Source organism: Thermus sp. (genome assembly GCF_040290245.1).
In the GTDB taxonomy this organism is placed as follows: domain Bacteria; phylum Deinococcota; class Deinococci; order Deinococcales; family Thermaceae; genus Thermus_A.
Window position 1 is genome coordinate 1 of sequence record NZ_PSMQ01000002.1, and the last position, 13265, is coordinate 13265.

Sequence of the window (13265 nt, forward strand, 5' to 3'; positions counted from 1 at the left end):
TTCTCATAGGTGGTTCCGTAAAGAACCAGGGCAGGTTCCACCATAGTAGACTCAGTGTACCATGAGACCCTTTTTAGACCAGGCGAGAGACCTCCTTGCCCGCTTGGTGGCCATTCCCACCGTCTCGGCGGAGGGGAGGGGATTGGAGGAGGGGGCCCGGGCGGTGGCGGAGAGTTTGGAGGCCCTGGGGCTCAGGGTAGAGGTCGTCTTTGGCTATGGGGCCCCCGTGGTTTTCGCGGAGGGCGGGGAGGGGGAGAAGAGGCTTCTTTTCTATAACCACTACGATGTCCAGCCCCCAGACCCCCTTGAGCTTTGGGAGAGCGATCCCTTCCGTTTGGAGGAGCGGCAGGGGGCCTGGTACGGCCGGGGCAGCAGCGACGACAAGGGGGAGTTCGTGGCCCGGGTCATGGCCCTGGCCCTCTTTAAAGAGGCCCACGGCTTCCTCCCCCGGGTGGCCTTTGTGGTGGAGGGGGAGGAGGAGGTGGGAAGTCCCCATCTCGAGAGCTTTGTGGCCAGTTTTGCTGACCGGCTCCGGGCGGAGGCCATTTTTTGGGAGTCCGGGGGGGTGGACGCCCAGGACCGGCCCGTGGCCTATGCGGGGCTGAAGGGCATCTTGGCGGTGCAGCTCAGGGCCAAAACGGCGGCGTACGACCTCCATTCCTCCTACGGGGCGGTGGTGGAAAACCCCCTTTACCGCTTAAGCCGGGCCCTTGCCTCCCTGCGAAGCGAGGAGGGGCGGGTCCTGATCCCGGGGTTTTACGACCGGGTCAGGCCCTTGACCCCGGCGGAGCAAGAGGCCTTGGAGGGGATTCCCGACGAGTCGGAGGCGCTTAGGCGGGCCTTTGGGGTTCAGGGCTTCCTGGGGGGGGTCCAGGGGGCGGAGTTTTATAAGAAGCTTCTGACCGAACCCTGCCTGAACATCAACGGCCTCCACGGGGGATACCAAGGGGCGGGGAGCAAGACGGTTTTGCCCGCTTCGGCCTTCGCCAAGCTGGACTTCCGCCTGGTGCCGGACCAGGAGCCGGAGGAGGTCCTAACCCTCTTAAAACGCCACCTCGAGGCCCAGGGCTTCCATGACCTAGAGGTTGTTCCCCTAGAGGCGGGGGAACGGCCGGCCCGCTCTGACCTAACCCATCCCTTCTTCGCCCTGGTGCGCCGGGCCTTGGAGGAGGTCTATGGGGTGAAGCCCATCCTCTACCCCAACATGGCGGGCTCGGGGCCCATGCACCCCTTTCTCCACCATCTAAAGGCCCCCGCAGTGGGCCTTGGGGTGGGGTACCCGGGAAGCCGGGTGCACAGCCCCAACGAGCACATCCGCGTGCGGGATTTTGAGCGGGGGAGTTTGGCCATCCTAAGGGTTTTGGAACGGTTCTTCCTAGGGCGCTAATCCCCCTCCCCTTTTTTTGCTACACTCTTCCCCATGCGCCCCATCTTTGGAGAAAAGGACACGCCGTACGAGGAGGCCCGGGTGGTGGTTTTGCCGGTGCCCTACGACCTCTCCCTCTCCTTTTTGCCCGGGGCGAGACGGGGGCCGGCGGCCATTCTGGAGGCGAGCCAGGAGCTCGAGCCCTTCCACCTCGAGCTCTTGTGCGATCCCAGCGAGGTGGGCATCCATGCGGCGGAGGCGGTCCCCTGGGTGGCGGGAAGCGCCGAGGAAAGCCACCGCCTCATCCGGGAGGCGGCGCTTGCCCACCTAAAGGCAAAGAAATTCCTCGTGGCCCTGGGGGGGGACCATTCCATCACCTACCCCTTGGTCCAGGCCCACCGGGAGGCCCTGGGCCCCTTCTCCCTCCTCCACATCGATGCCCATGCCGACCTCTACCCCGAGTGGCAGGGCTCGGTCTACTCCCACGCCAGCCCCTTTTACCGCCTGGTCCAGGAGGGGTTTTCCGTGGTCCAGGTGGGCCTCCGGGCGGTCTCCCGGGAGTCTTTGGCCTTGATCCGGGAAAGGGGGCTGGGCTTTTTCCCTGCCCACCGGATCCGCAAGGAGGGGCTTCCCCTGCGGGAGATCCTCTCAGCCTTGGGGGAGCGGGTCTATGTGAGCTTTGACTTCGATGCCTTGGACCCCTCGGTGATGCCCAGCGTGGGCACCCCCTTGCCGGATGGCCTCACCTACCGGGAGGCGGTGAACCTCCTGGCCGCGGTCTTTGAAAAGAAGGAGGTGGTGGGGATGGACTTCGTGGAGCTTTCCCCAAACGGTCAGTTCCATGCGGAGATGACCGCGGCCCAGCTCGTCTACCACGCCATCGGGCTCAAGGGGCTCCAGGCGGGCTGGCTCGAGAGGGGGTAGGCCGGGCCCCACCCCGGTTCGGTTGCGGCGCGGGCCTTTTGGTATATTCCCCCTGTGGAACGGGTTTTTGCAAACAAAAAAGCCCTTCTTTTGAGTTTCGCCTTCGGGGCTTTGCTCCTGGCCATTTTGGCCCGGATCCTGGGGCAGGCACGGGTTTCCGCTTGGGCCCTTGCGGCCGCCCTTGGGTTTTTTCTCCTTTCCCTCGCGGTAGAATAGTTTTTTGTGAAGCACGTGGTCAGCGTTTCTCTGGGCTCGAGCCGCCGGGACGCCAGGGCCGAGGTGGAGCTTCTGGGCGAGCGCGTCCTCCTGGAAAGGCGGGGGACGGACGGGGATTTAAAGCGGGCCATCGCCCTCATCCAGGAGCTGGACGGACGGGTGGATGCCATCGGCCTGGGGGGGATTGACCTTTTTGTCTGGGCTGGGGGAAGGCGGTACGCCTTCCGGGATGCCTTGAAGCTCGCCCAGGCGGCGAAGAAGACCCCGGTGGTGGACGGAAGCGGCCTCAAGCACACCCTGGAGCGTCGGGCGGTCCACCTGCTTTCAGACCAAATAGACTGGAAAAGGACCAAGGTCCTTATCCCTTCCGCCGTGGACCGGTTCGGCCTTGCCGAGGCTCTGGCGGAGGTGGGCGCCCAGGCGCTTTACGGGGATTTTATCTTCGGCCTCGGCCTGCCCATCCCCCTTTACTCCCTTTCCCTTCTGCAGAAGCTCGCCCACCTCCTCCTGCCCCTTCTTACCAAGCTTCCCTTCGCCTGGCTTTACCCCACGGGGGAGAGGCAGGAGAGGAGCCTTCCGGACTGGCGGGGCCGGTACTACCTCTGGGCGGATTTGGTGGCGGGGGATTGGCACTACATTCGGCGGCATATGCCCCTGGACATGGGGGGGCGGAGCGTGCTGACCAACACCACCACGGCGGAGGATCTGGCCTTCTTGAGGTCCAGGCGGGTGGGCCGCCTCATCACCACCACCCCCCGGATCGAGGGGCGGAGCTTTGGAACGAACGTGATGGAGGCCCTGCTGGTGGCTCTGGCAGGGAAGCACCCCCTCTCGGAAGGGGAGTACCTGGGGTATATTGAACGCTTAGGGCTTCGGCCCCAGGTGCTTGAGTTAAAGGAGGAAGCATGATCAGCGTGACGGACTTGAGGCCGGGCACCAAGGTGGAGATGGACGGGGGGCTTTGGGAGTGCGTGGAGTACCAGCATCAGAAGCTCGGCCGGGGTGGGGCCAAGGTGGTGGCCAAGTTCAAGAACCTCGAGACCGGGGCCACGGTGGAAAGGACCTTCAACTCCGGGGAGAGGCTGAAGGACATCTACGTGGAAACCCGGGAGCTGCAGTACCTTTATCCGGAGGGGGAGGACCTCGTCTTTATGGACCTGGAGACCTACGAGCAGTTTCACGTGCCAAGGGGTAGGGTGGAAGCCGCCCGCTTCCTCAAGGAGGGGATGACGGTTCTGGGGGATATGTATGAGGGCCGGCCCCTCAAGATCACCCTGCCCACGGTGGTGGAGCTGAGGATCGTGGATACCCCCCCTGGGGTGCGGGGGGATACGGTCTCCGGCGGTTCCAAGCCCGCCACCCTCGAGACTGGGGCGGTCATCCAGGTCCCCCTCTTCGTGGAGGCGGGGGAGGTGGTCAGGGTGGACACCCGGACCGGGGAGTACGTGGGCCGGGCCCAGGGTTGAGGGGTCGTCCTCTGCCCCACCCCAGCCGGGGTGGGGTGGTCGGGCAAGGCGTTGACCGGGTTCAAGCAAGGGTATGACGGATTTCGGTGTAGGCTATCCTTTGCGCAGGAGGTTTTATGAACGCGAAGGAGCTAAGGCAGATTCTTCAAGCCCTCACCGAGCACGACGTGGCCGAGCTCACCCTCGAGACCCCGGACTACAAACTCACCGTCAGACGGGGAAGGGAGGTGGCCTTGGCCCCGGTGCCCCCGGTCCAGCTGCCCCCTGCCCAGCCGGTCTCCGTCCCAGCGCCTCCCGTCCAAGCCCCCCCCTTAGGGCCCTCCTCGGCCCCTAGGGAGGAGGCCCCTTCCTCCGAAAAGGAGTGCAAAAACTGTGTGGAGGTCAAGGCCCCCATCGTGGGGACCTTCTACCGTGCCCCCGCCCCGGACGCCCCCCCTTATGTCCAGGAAGGGGACCGGGTGGAAAAGGGCCAGGTCCTCTGCATCATCGAGGCCATGAAGCTCATGAACGAGATCGAGTCCGAGGTCTCCGGGATCGTCCGGAAGATCCTGGTGCAAAACGGCGAGCCGGTGGAGTACGGCCAGCCCCTTTTCCTGATTGAGCCGGTATGAAGAAGGTCCTCATCGCCAACCGGGGGGAGATCGCCTTACGGGTCATCCGGGCGGCCAAGGAGCTGGGCCTCAAGACCGTGGTCGTCCACTCCACGGCGGATGAGAGGAGCCTGCCCGTCCTCATGGCCGACGAGGCCATCTGCATCGGCCCTCCCCCCTCGGGGCAGAGCTACCTGAACATCCCCAACATCCTCTCCGCAGCCATCGTGACCGGTGCGGACGCCATCCATCCCGGGTATGGGTTCCTCTCGGAAAATCCCACCTTCGCCGAGATGGTCCGGGAGCACGGCCTGGTCTTCATCGGCCCCACCCCGGAGAACATGCGGGCTTTGGGGGACAAGGCCACGGCCAGGCGGGTGGCCCGGGAGGCGGGGGTGCCCACCGTGCCCGGGACCGACGAGCTGAATAGCGTGGAGGAGGCCAAGCAGGCGGCCCGGGAGATCGGCTACCCCGTGATCCTCAAGGCCTCCGCCGGGGGCGGGGGGCGGGGGATGCGCCTCGTCCACACGGAGGAGGATCTGGAGCGCGCGGTCCAGCAGGCCCAGGAGGAGGCCCGGGCCGCCTTCGGCAACCCGGCCATCTACCTGGAAAAGTACATTGAGGAGCCCAAGCACATCGAGATCCAGGTCCTAGGGGATGGGGAGGAGGTGGTCCACCTCTGGGAGCGGGACTGCTCCATCCAGCGCCGTCACCAGAAGCTTTTGGAAGAGGCGCCGAGCGTCTTGCCCTTTGAGGTGCGCAAGGCCATCGCCGAGGCCGCGGTCCGCCTGGCCAAGCACGTGGGGTACGTCTCCGCGGGCACCTTGGAATTCTTGGTGGACAAGGAGGGAAACTTCTATTTCATAGAGATGAACACCCGCATCCAGGTGGAGCATCCCGTTACGGAGATGATCACCGGGGTGGATCTGGTCCAGGCCCAGTTCCGCATCGCCCTGGGGGAGAGGCTTTGGCTCAAGCAGGAGGAGATCCTTCCCCGGGGGCATGCCATTGAGGTGCGGGTGAACGCGGAGGACCCGGAAAAGGGCTTCAGGCCCGCCATCGGGAAGGTGGAGACCCTTCTTTTTCCCGGGGGGCCGGGGGTCCGGGTGGACTCCCACCTTTACGCGGGCTACCCGATCCCCCCCCATTACGACTCCCTCATCGCCAAGATCATCGCCTGGGCCCCGAGCCGGGAGGAGGCCATACGGCGGATGGAACGGGCCCTTTCCGAGACGGTGATCGAGGGTCCAGGCCTCAAGACCACCATCCCTTTCCATCAGAGGGTTCTTCAGAACGCCTTCTTCCGCCGGGGGGCGGTCTACACCAACTTCGTGGCCCGAAGGATGGAGCTGTAGACTAAGGGCGTGATGGTGGACTACGAGATCACCGAGGGGGCTTTGGGGGCCATCGTGGCCCAGGCTTTGGAGGGCCTCGAGGGGGTGCGGCTCATCGCCCCCGGCGCCAAGACCCTGGGCGAGCTTTTCAAGCGCTCGAAGCCCGTCCGGGTGGAACGGGGGCCGGAGGGGCTTTTGGTGGACCTGGTCCTTTCTGTGGACTACGGCCGCCCCATTCCCGCCTTGGCCCAGGAGGTGCAAAAGGCCGTGGCGGAGGCCTTGTTCGTGGCCACAGGGGAGCGGGTGGGAGCGGTCAACCTTACCGTGGCCCAGGTGGAGTACCGCGAGGACCATGCTGCGTAGGGCGCGGGAACTCGCCTTCAAAGCGCTTTTTGCCCACACCCAGGGAGGGGTTCCCCTCTGGGAGGCCTTCCAGCACGCCCTTTCGGAAAGCCAGGAGGAGGAGGCCTACGGCGAGGCGCTGGACGAGGAGGGGATCGCCTTCGCCAGGCGGCTTCTAGAGGGGTACACCCGGCGCCAAGGAGAGGTGGACCGCATCCTCGAGGAGACGGTCCAGGGATGGGACTTCGGCCAGATGGCCAAGACCGACCTCACCGTCTTGCGCCTGGCCACCTACGAGATGCTCTTTGAGCCCACCCCTTTTGCTCCCCTTATCGAAGTGGCGGTAAAGATTGCCAAGCGGTACGGGGGGGAGCATTCGGGCAGTTTTGTGAACGGTGTTTTGGCCCGTGTCCTCCGCCGGGTAGAGGCGGGGGAGCTCAGCGCCGCGCCCAAGGAGGAGTGATGGCCGAGATCTGGAAGGGCGGCCCCGTGGCGGAGGCGGTCTACCAGGAGATCCGCACGAGGCTTTCCGCCTTGGACTTCGTTCCCTATTTGAAAGTCATCCGTCTTGGAGAGGATCCTGCGAGCGTGTCCTATGTTCGCTTGAAGGCCAAAAAGGCGCGGGAGCTGGGCTTTAGAAGCGAGGTGGAGGTCTATCCCGAGGCCCTTCCCGAGGAGGTCCTTTTGGAGCGAATCCGGATTTTGAACGAGGAGAAGGAGCTGGATGGCCTACTGGTGCAGCTTCCCCTGCCTTCCCACATCCGGGCGGAGCGGGTCTTGGAGGCCATTCATCCTCTGAAGGACGTGGACGGCTTTCATCCGGTGAATGTGGGGCGGCTTTGGAGTGGAGGGGAGGGGCTTTTCCCCTGCACCCCCTTGGGGATCATCCGGCTTCTCAAGCACTACAAGGTGGATCTGAAAGGCAAGGAGGTGGTGATTCTCGGCCGCTCCAACATCGTGGGCAAGCCCCTGGCGGGCCTTCTTTTAAGGGAGGACGCCACGGTCACCGTGGCCCATTCCAAGACGGCCCGCCTCCCTGAGGTCACCCGCCGGGCGGAGATCCTCATCGCCGCCGTGGGCCGACCCCATTTCGTGCGTCCGGAGATGGTCCAAGAGGGGGCGGTGGTGGTGGACGTGGGGGTGACCCGGGTCGAGGATCGGCTTCTGGGGGATGTCCACCCCAAGGTGGCGGAGGTGGCCTCGGCCCTCACCCCGGTTCCCGGGGGGGTGGGGCCCATGACCGTGGCCATGCTCATGGCCAACACCTTGAAAGCGGCCCTTCTGAGGCGGAATGGAGCTCCTCGCTAACCCCGTCTTCTGGACCGCCTTACTGGCGAACCTCTTGGCCCAGACCCTGAAGCTTTTTATCTACTACTTCCTCGAGGGCCGCCTCCAGTGGGAGCGGTTTTTGGAGACCGGAGGGATGCCCTCCTCCCACTCGGCCACAGTGAGCGCCCTGGCCGTGGCGGTGGGCATCCGGGAGGGGTTTGACTCCTCGGTTTTCGCCGTGGCGACGGTCTTCGCCCTCATCGTCATGTACGACGCCACGGGCATCCGCCGGGCTGCCGGGATGCACGCCAAGCTTTTGAACGAACTGGTGGAGGATCTTCAAGACCTTCTCAACAAGGGGCCAAGGCCCGAGCCTCTGAAGGTGCTCCTGGGGCACACCTACCTCGAGGTGGCCGTGGGAGCCCTTCTGGGCGCGGCTTTCGCCTGGGGGGTCTCCCGCTTCTGGTGAGGCCTGTACCCAGGCCTCCTACCCCCCCTTGCGGTAGGCTTTAAGGAGGAGGCCGCCTTCCAGCAGCCAAAAGGCCAGAAGCCCTAAGACGGGAGAGAGATGGTAAAGGACCAGGCTGAGGATCAGGCTCCCCCCCTGCCACGGGAGGAGGGCCCTTTGGTAGATCCAAAGGGCCCAGGTGTTGAGGAGGCCGAAGAAGAGGATGGCCGCGAGCCCCGCTGCTTCCACTCCCAAAGGCTACGCCCCCCTTGGGGGGCTTGGCAAGCCAGGAACAGCCCTTATACTGAGTATAAGTTTATGTGAGGTGCGCCCATGTTGAGCTTGTTCGAGAAGGTGCTCTTCTTTCTTTTGGCCCTGGCCTCCTTGTACCTTGGAGGCCAGGGGTTTTACCGGGTGTACCGGGCCATCCGGCGGGGGAAGCCGGAGAACCGGTTGGACCGCCTTCCTGTACGGGTGGGCCGGGCCCTCTGGCTGGTCCTTACCCAGAAGACGGTGTTCAAACGCCGCCCTTGGGTCTCCTTCCTCCACGCCCTGGTCTTTTACGGCTTCGTCTATTACCTCCTGGTTAACCTCGTGGACCTTCTGGAAGGGTACTTCCCCCTTCACACCCAAGGGGGGCTTTGGGACCCCTTTAACCTTTTGGCGGATCTCCTCACCTTCGGCATTTTGGTGGGCATTCTGGGCCTGATGGCCAGGCGGTACCTGATCGCGCCTAAGGACTTCACCTGGAACCCCAAGGTTCCTCTCCACGAGCGGGTCCGCAAGGGCATTCCCCGGGACTCGGCCATCGTGGGGGGGTTCATTACCTTCCACGTGGGAAGCCGCCTTCTCTCCAAGGCCAGCGCCTTGGCCCAGGAGGGCCCGGACCCCTTCCAACCCGTGGCGAGCGCCGTTTCGGTCTGGCTCTCCGGCCTTCCCCCAGAGACCCTTGTGCGCTTGGAACACCTCTTCTGGTGGGGGGCGTTGGGGTCCATCCTCCTTTTCATCCCCTATTTCCCCCGGTCCAAGCACATCCACCTCTTCCTGGCCCCCATCAACCTGGCGCTTTACAAGGAGAAGCCGGGGGCACTCCTGCCCATTCGCTTTGAAGAGGTTGAGGAGGAGGCCGAACGCTTCGGGGCGGAGCGGCTGGAGGATCTCAGCTTCAAGCGCCTTTTGGATGCCTATAGCTGCATCATGTGCAACCGCTGCCAGGAGGCCTGCCCCGCCTACGTGACCGGAAAGGCCTTGAGCCCCGCCGCCATTTTGATCTCCGAGCGGTATGAGCTGAACGGGATCCTCCCGGGGTTTGCCCAAGGCCAACCAAGCCCCCGGCCCCTTATGGACTTCGCCCTGAACGAGGAGGCGCTCTGGGCCTGCACCACCTGCATGGCCTGTGTGGAGGTCTGCCCCGTGGGGAACGAGCCTATGCTCCACATCCTGGACGTGCGCCGGGCCAGGGTGCTCATGGAGGGGGAGTTCCCCCAGGAGCTCAACAACGCTTTCCGGGGCATGGAGCGTTCCGGCAACCCCTGGGGGATCGGACAGGCCAAGCGGCTGGACTGGGCGGAGGGCCTCGAGGTTCCCACCGTGGCCGAGAAGCCGCATCCAGAGGTCCTCTACTGGGTGGGCTGCGCCCCGAGCTATGACCCCCGGGCCCAGAGGATCGCCCGGGCCATGGCCGAGCTTCTGAACCGGGCTGGGGTAGACTGGGCGGTTTTGGGGACCAAGGAGAAGTGCACAGGGGACGCTGCCCGGCGCGCAGGGAACGAGTACCTCTTCTTCCAGCTGGCCACGGAGAATGTAGAGACGCTGAACGCGGTGGCCCCCAAGCGGATCGTCACCACCTGCCCCCACTGCTTCCATACCCTTGGCAACGAGTACAAGGACTTTGGCGGGGCGTACCGGGTGGTCCACCACACGGAGTTTCTGGCCGAGCTCATCCGCTCTGGACGGCTTAAGCTCCGCCCCGAGGCCAAGGCGGTGGTCTTCCACGACCCCTGTTACCTGGGCCGGCACAACGGGGTCTACGAGGCCCCGAGGGAGGTGCTCCGGGCGGGCTTCCAGCTCACCGAGCCCCCCAGGGCCCGGGAGAAGAGCTTTTGCTGTGGGGCCGGAGGGGCCCAGTTCTGGAAGGAGGAGGAACCGGGGGCGATGCGGGTTTCCGAAAACCGATACAAGGAGCTGCGGGCTACCGGGGCGGAGGTCATCGCCACAGGCTGCCCCTTCTGCATGGCCATGATGAATGTGGAAGTGGTCCAGGACGAAAAGCCCCCGGAGGTTAAGGACGTGGCGGAGCTGGTCCTCGAGGCCCTGGAGGCCTGAGCGCCTTCAGCCTGGTCTGGTGTAGACGGCCCAGGCCCGGTACCCCCCGGCCATCCACCCTTCCCCAAAGGCCCGGAGGCAAAGGCCTTTAGGCGGGGTTAGAACCTCCAGCTCCTCCCAGTAAAAGGGGCTTTCCCCCCTGCCCCGCCTTTGGGCCTCGAGGCGGGTGAACCCTTCCACCAAAAGAAGCCCCCCGGGGGCGAGAAGAGGGGGAAGGGCCTGGAGGAGGGGGCGGTTGACGTAGTAGCTCAAGACGATCCCCGCAAAGGGACCCCGGGGCAGGCGGGAAAGGGCCCCTTCCGCCTCGAGGTCCAGCTCCAGGAGGTCAAGCCCCGAAACCCCCGAAAGACGCCTGAGGGCCTCCCGGCTTTTTTCCACCAAGACCACCCGATGCCCCCTGGCCAGAAGGGGGCGGGCGTTTCGTCCCAGACCCCCCGCCAGGTCTAAGACCGCCCCCTTTGGAAGGAAGGGCGCGTAGGCCCGGACCACAAAGGCGGGTGGCCGGTCTTTTTGCGCCGCCTGGTAAACCATTTCCCAGTCTCTAGGCATGCCTGCGCACTGCGAGGAGGCTTCCCAAAAGGAGGATCCCCAGCGTCACCCCCCAGAAGACGGCCTTGGGGAGGGAGAGGGCCCACTCGGGGTGGTGGCTGAGTTCGGAAAACGTGGCCCAGCCCTCCAGAAGAAGCTTCACCCCTGCCCAACCCACCAGGGCATAGGCCACCTTCTCCAAAGCAGGGTAGGCTTCCATGAGCCGGACCAGCCTCCCAGCGGCGAGGCGGATGAGAAGGATGCCCAGCGCCACCCCCAGGAAGACCAAGACCAGGTCCTTGGAAAAGGCCACCACCACCAGAATGGAGTCGATGGCAAAGGCCAGGTCCACCAGGTTGATGAGGATCACCAACCGGACAAAGTCCCGCGCGGTCAGGCTGGGGGCCTCCTTGCTTCCTCCTTGGAAGTGGCGGAGCATCAGGTAGACGAGGTAAACCCCTCCCAGGACCTCCATCCACCAGAGCTGCAGAAGCCAAAAGGCAAAGACCAACGCTAGACCCCTCAGGGCGTACGCCCCCACGAGGCCGTAAAGGAGGGCCCGCGCCCTCAGGTGGGGCGGGAGGGGTTTGACCATGACCGCCAAGACCAAGGCGTTGTCCCCAGAAAGAAGGGCCTCCAGGGCCACGATGGACAGAATGACCAGAAGGGCCTCGCTCATCGTCCCAGAAGAAAGCGGAGGCCGGGGGCTAGGGCCTGCTTCCAGGTGACCCAGTTGTGCCCCGAGGGCCTTTCCCGGTAGGCGTGGGGGGCTTTCTTGTCCGCCAGGACCGCGGCGAAGCGGCGGTTGGGAGCCAGAAGCCACTCCAACAGGCCCACCTCGAGGTAGATCCGGGGAAGCCTTTCCGCCTCCTGGTAGCGCTCTGTGAGCCACTCGGGGTCTTGGTAGGTGTCCCGACCGCCCGGCTGGGCCTTTAAGGCGGGGGAGAGGGCCAGGACCTTGGGGAAACGGTCTGGGTGCCTCAGGGCCTGCCACAAGGAGAAAAGTCCGCCCAAAGAGGCCCCCGCCAAGACCGTCTCCCCAAGGGGGCCGTACGCCCTTTCCGCCTCGGCCAAGAGGCGGTGGAACTCCTCCTCGTAGCGCTCGGAGAACCGGTACTCCACGTTTCGGTCCAAGGGCTCCACGAAAAGAAGGCGCACGGGAGGGATCTCCCCTCTTTCCAGAAGGGCCTGAGCCACCTTGTGTAGCCCCGCGGTCCGGTAGAAGGCCACCCCGTCCTGGGCCACCACCGTGGCCTGAGGGCTTGGGCCGGTCTCGGCCACATAGAAGCGCCTTTCCCCCAAACGGTTCCGGTCCACCCTGGGTTCCTCCTTGGGCTCTGGGGGGGGCTCAAACCGATGGCCGGGAAGCCGGATGGCCCGGGGGTAAGTCCACCAGGGGTTATCCGCCCGCTCGGGGTTGTCCGGGTCAGGGAAGGGGCGGCCCTTCTCGTCCATGAAGGCGTATTCCACATAGGCCCCTTCCGGGAACTCAAGGGTGACAGGGCCTTTTAGGGGAATGGGGTTTCGCTCCCAGTCGGTGAAGTCGCCGATCAGATAAAGCGCCCCTTCCGGGGGGATAAAGGTGACATACCTTTTTTGGATATGGACCATACTCCTCCTAGATGGGGTAAAGCCTTGGGTAGAGGGCAAGGAGCTCCTCTTCCGTCAGAGCCTCCCCCTCCTTCTCCGGGGTCCAGGCCAAATAGGCCCCGAGGAGGGTGGCCGAGGTGGTGGCGGCGAAGGCCAGGAGGCGTTCCTTGACCGCTTCCCGGGAAAGGGGGACAGGGGGTGGGAAGGCCCCGTAGCGGAGGGCGATCAGGCTCACCACCAGGTACCTTCCCCCGGCCTCGAGGCGGGGGGTGTAGGGCGCCTCGCTCCTCTCCCCCTGGAAGTGGCGGAAGGTCTCCTGGAAGAGGCTTCGCTCCTCCGCCATCCAGCTTTCGAAAGCCTCGGAGGCCCCTAAAGAGCGCGTCTCGTACTCCGCCCACCGCCAGGCGGGGGCCTCCCGCAGGAGGAGGACCACCGCTTCGTCCAAAAGGGCGGCCAGACCCTCCGGCGTGGTCGTGTCCGCCCCTTCGGCCAGGGTGCGTAGCCTCCGTTTGAGCTCCTCGCCCATGAGAAGAGCAAGCCTGAGCCGGGCCGCGCTGGTTTCCTCTTCGGGGGCGGCCTTCTTGAGGCCGTGGACCATGGCCACCCCCACCGCCAGAAGCCCCAAGAAGACGAGGGCGGGCAGGAGGACGGACCCTCCCCCTCCTCCGCCCGGGAAGACGTAGACCGGGGGGTAGGGGGAGACGGGCAGGGGGAAGCTAGGGGCGGGGCTGGGATGGATGGGAGCCGGAACGGGCCTTGGGGCCACCCTGCCCCCAACCCCACCCCCGCTTTTTTGGGCCAGACCAATGGAGAGAAGGAGAAGGAGAAGGATGAGGCGCATCGGGCATAGGATACCATCTGAGGCCG

The 13265-nt window shown here is 65.1% G+C and carries 17 protein-coding genes; 12 read left to right on the forward strand and 5 right to left on the reverse strand.

The features are described 5' to 3' along the window. Positions 1 to 61: 61 nt before the first annotated feature. The 11 genes from C4301_RS00450 (at position 62) to C4301_RS00500 (ending at position 7976) form a co-directional block, all read left to right on the forward strand. Complete coding sequence (locus C4301_RS00450) at positions 62 to 1387, forward strand: M20/M25/M40 family metallo-hydrolase (protein WP_352413159.1); 1326 nt, start codon at positions 62 to 64, stop codon at positions 1385 to 1387. 33 nt (positions 1388 to 1420) lie between these two features. Then, entirely contained in the window at positions 1421 to 2290 is an 870-nt protein-coding gene (speB, locus tag C4301_RS00455; RefSeq protein WP_352413160.1) for an agmatinase, read from the forward strand. Between the two features lie 54 nt (positions 2291 to 2344). Then, the gene (locus tag C4301_RS00460; RefSeq protein ID WP_352413161.1) at positions 2345 to 2506 is read left to right on the forward strand and encodes a hypothetical protein; all 162 of its coding nucleotides are present in this window, start codon (positions 2345 to 2347) and stop codon (positions 2504 to 2506) included. A gap of 6 nt (positions 2507 to 2512) precedes the next feature. Beyond that, on the forward strand, positions 2513 to 3415 hold the full coding sequence (locus C4301_RS00465) for a DUF8754 domain-containing protein (RefSeq protein ID WP_352413162.1): 903 nt from the start codon (positions 2513 to 2515) through the stop codon (positions 3413 to 3415). After that, complete coding sequence (gene efp / locus C4301_RS00470; RefSeq protein WP_352413163.1) at positions 3412 to 3972, forward strand: elongation factor P; 561 nt, start codon at positions 3412 to 3414, stop codon at positions 3970 to 3972. Before C4301_RS00465 ends, efp begins: the two co-directional genes overlap by 4 nt. A gap of 116 nt (positions 3973 to 4088) precedes the next feature. Further along, on the forward strand, positions 4089 to 4583 hold the full coding sequence (gene accB / locus C4301_RS00475; RefSeq protein ID WP_352413164.1) for an acetyl-CoA carboxylase biotin carboxyl carrier protein: 495 nt from the start codon (positions 4089 to 4091) through the stop codon (positions 4581 to 4583). After that, positions 4580 to 5917 (forward strand): acetyl-CoA carboxylase biotin carboxylase subunit, encoded by a 1338-nt coding sequence (gene accC, locus C4301_RS00480; RefSeq protein ID WP_352413165.1) that lies wholly within the window; start codon positions 4580 to 4582, stop codon positions 5915 to 5917. Before accB ends, accC begins: the two co-directional genes overlap by 4 nt. A gap of 12 nt (positions 5918 to 5929) precedes the next feature. Next, positions 5930 to 6259, forward strand: coding sequence for an Asp23/Gls24 family envelope stress response protein (locus tag C4301_RS00485; protein WP_352413230.1), 330 nt, complete (start codon positions 5930 to 5932; stop codon positions 6257 to 6259). Then, positions 6249 to 6701 carry a transcription antitermination factor NusB gene (nusB, locus tag C4301_RS00490; RefSeq protein ID WP_352413166.1) on the forward strand — a complete coding sequence of 151 codons (453 nt, stop codon included), beginning with the start codon at positions 6249 to 6251 and terminating at the stop codon, positions 6699 to 6701. The genes C4301_RS00485 and nusB overlap by 11 nt, the downstream gene beginning before the upstream one ends. Then, entirely contained in the window at positions 6701 to 7546 is an 846-nt protein-coding gene (locus C4301_RS00495) for a tetrahydrofolate dehydrogenase/cyclohydrolase catalytic domain-containing protein (RefSeq protein ID WP_352413167.1), read from the forward strand. Before nusB ends, C4301_RS00495 begins: the two co-directional genes overlap by 1 nt. Then, positions 7530 to 7976 carry a divergent PAP2 family protein gene (locus tag C4301_RS00500; RefSeq protein WP_352413168.1) on the forward strand — a complete coding sequence of 149 codons (447 nt, stop codon included), beginning with the start codon at positions 7530 to 7532 and terminating at the stop codon, positions 7974 to 7976. The genes C4301_RS00495 and C4301_RS00500 overlap by 17 nt, the downstream gene beginning before the upstream one ends. Positions 7977 to 7994: 18 nt before the next feature. On the opposite strand, the gene C4301_RS00505 is transcribed toward C4301_RS00500, so the two are convergent. Next, positions 7995 to 8204, reverse strand: a complete 210-nt coding sequence (locus C4301_RS00505) for a hypothetical protein (RefSeq protein ID WP_352413169.1) — start codon at positions 8202 to 8204, stop codon at positions 7995 to 7997. 84 nt (positions 8205 to 8288) lie between these two features. Between C4301_RS00505 and C4301_RS00510 the strand changes: the two genes are divergently transcribed. Next, positions 8289 to 10280 (forward strand): (Fe-S)-binding protein, encoded by a 1992-nt coding sequence (locus C4301_RS00510; RefSeq protein ID WP_352413170.1) that lies wholly within the window; start codon positions 8289 to 8291, stop codon positions 10278 to 10280. A gap of 6 nt (positions 10281 to 10286) precedes the next feature. Here C4301_RS00510 and C4301_RS00515 read toward each other — a convergent pair whose 3' ends face one another. The 4 genes from C4301_RS00515 to C4301_RS00530 are packed head-to-tail and all read right to left on the reverse strand — an operon-like array spanning position 10287 to position 13239. Beyond that, complete coding sequence (locus C4301_RS00515) at positions 10287 to 10829, reverse strand: class I SAM-dependent methyltransferase (protein ID WP_352413171.1); 543 nt, start codon at positions 10827 to 10829, stop codon at positions 10287 to 10289. Further along, complete coding sequence (locus C4301_RS00520) at positions 10822 to 11487, reverse strand: TerC family protein (RefSeq protein WP_352413172.1); 666 nt, start codon at positions 11485 to 11487, stop codon at positions 10822 to 10824. The genes C4301_RS00515 and C4301_RS00520 overlap by 8 nt, the downstream gene beginning before the upstream one ends. Beyond that, on the reverse strand, positions 11484 to 12419 hold the full coding sequence (locus C4301_RS00525) for an alpha/beta hydrolase-fold protein (protein ID WP_352413173.1): 936 nt from the start codon (positions 12417 to 12419) through the stop codon (positions 11484 to 11486). The genes C4301_RS00520 and C4301_RS00525 overlap by 4 nt, the downstream gene beginning before the upstream one ends. 7 nt (positions 12420 to 12426) lie before the next feature. After that, complete coding sequence (locus tag C4301_RS00530) at positions 12427 to 13239, reverse strand: DUF1517 domain-containing protein (RefSeq protein WP_352413174.1); 813 nt, start codon at positions 13237 to 13239, stop codon at positions 12427 to 12429. Positions 13240 to 13265: the final 26 nt, after the last annotated feature.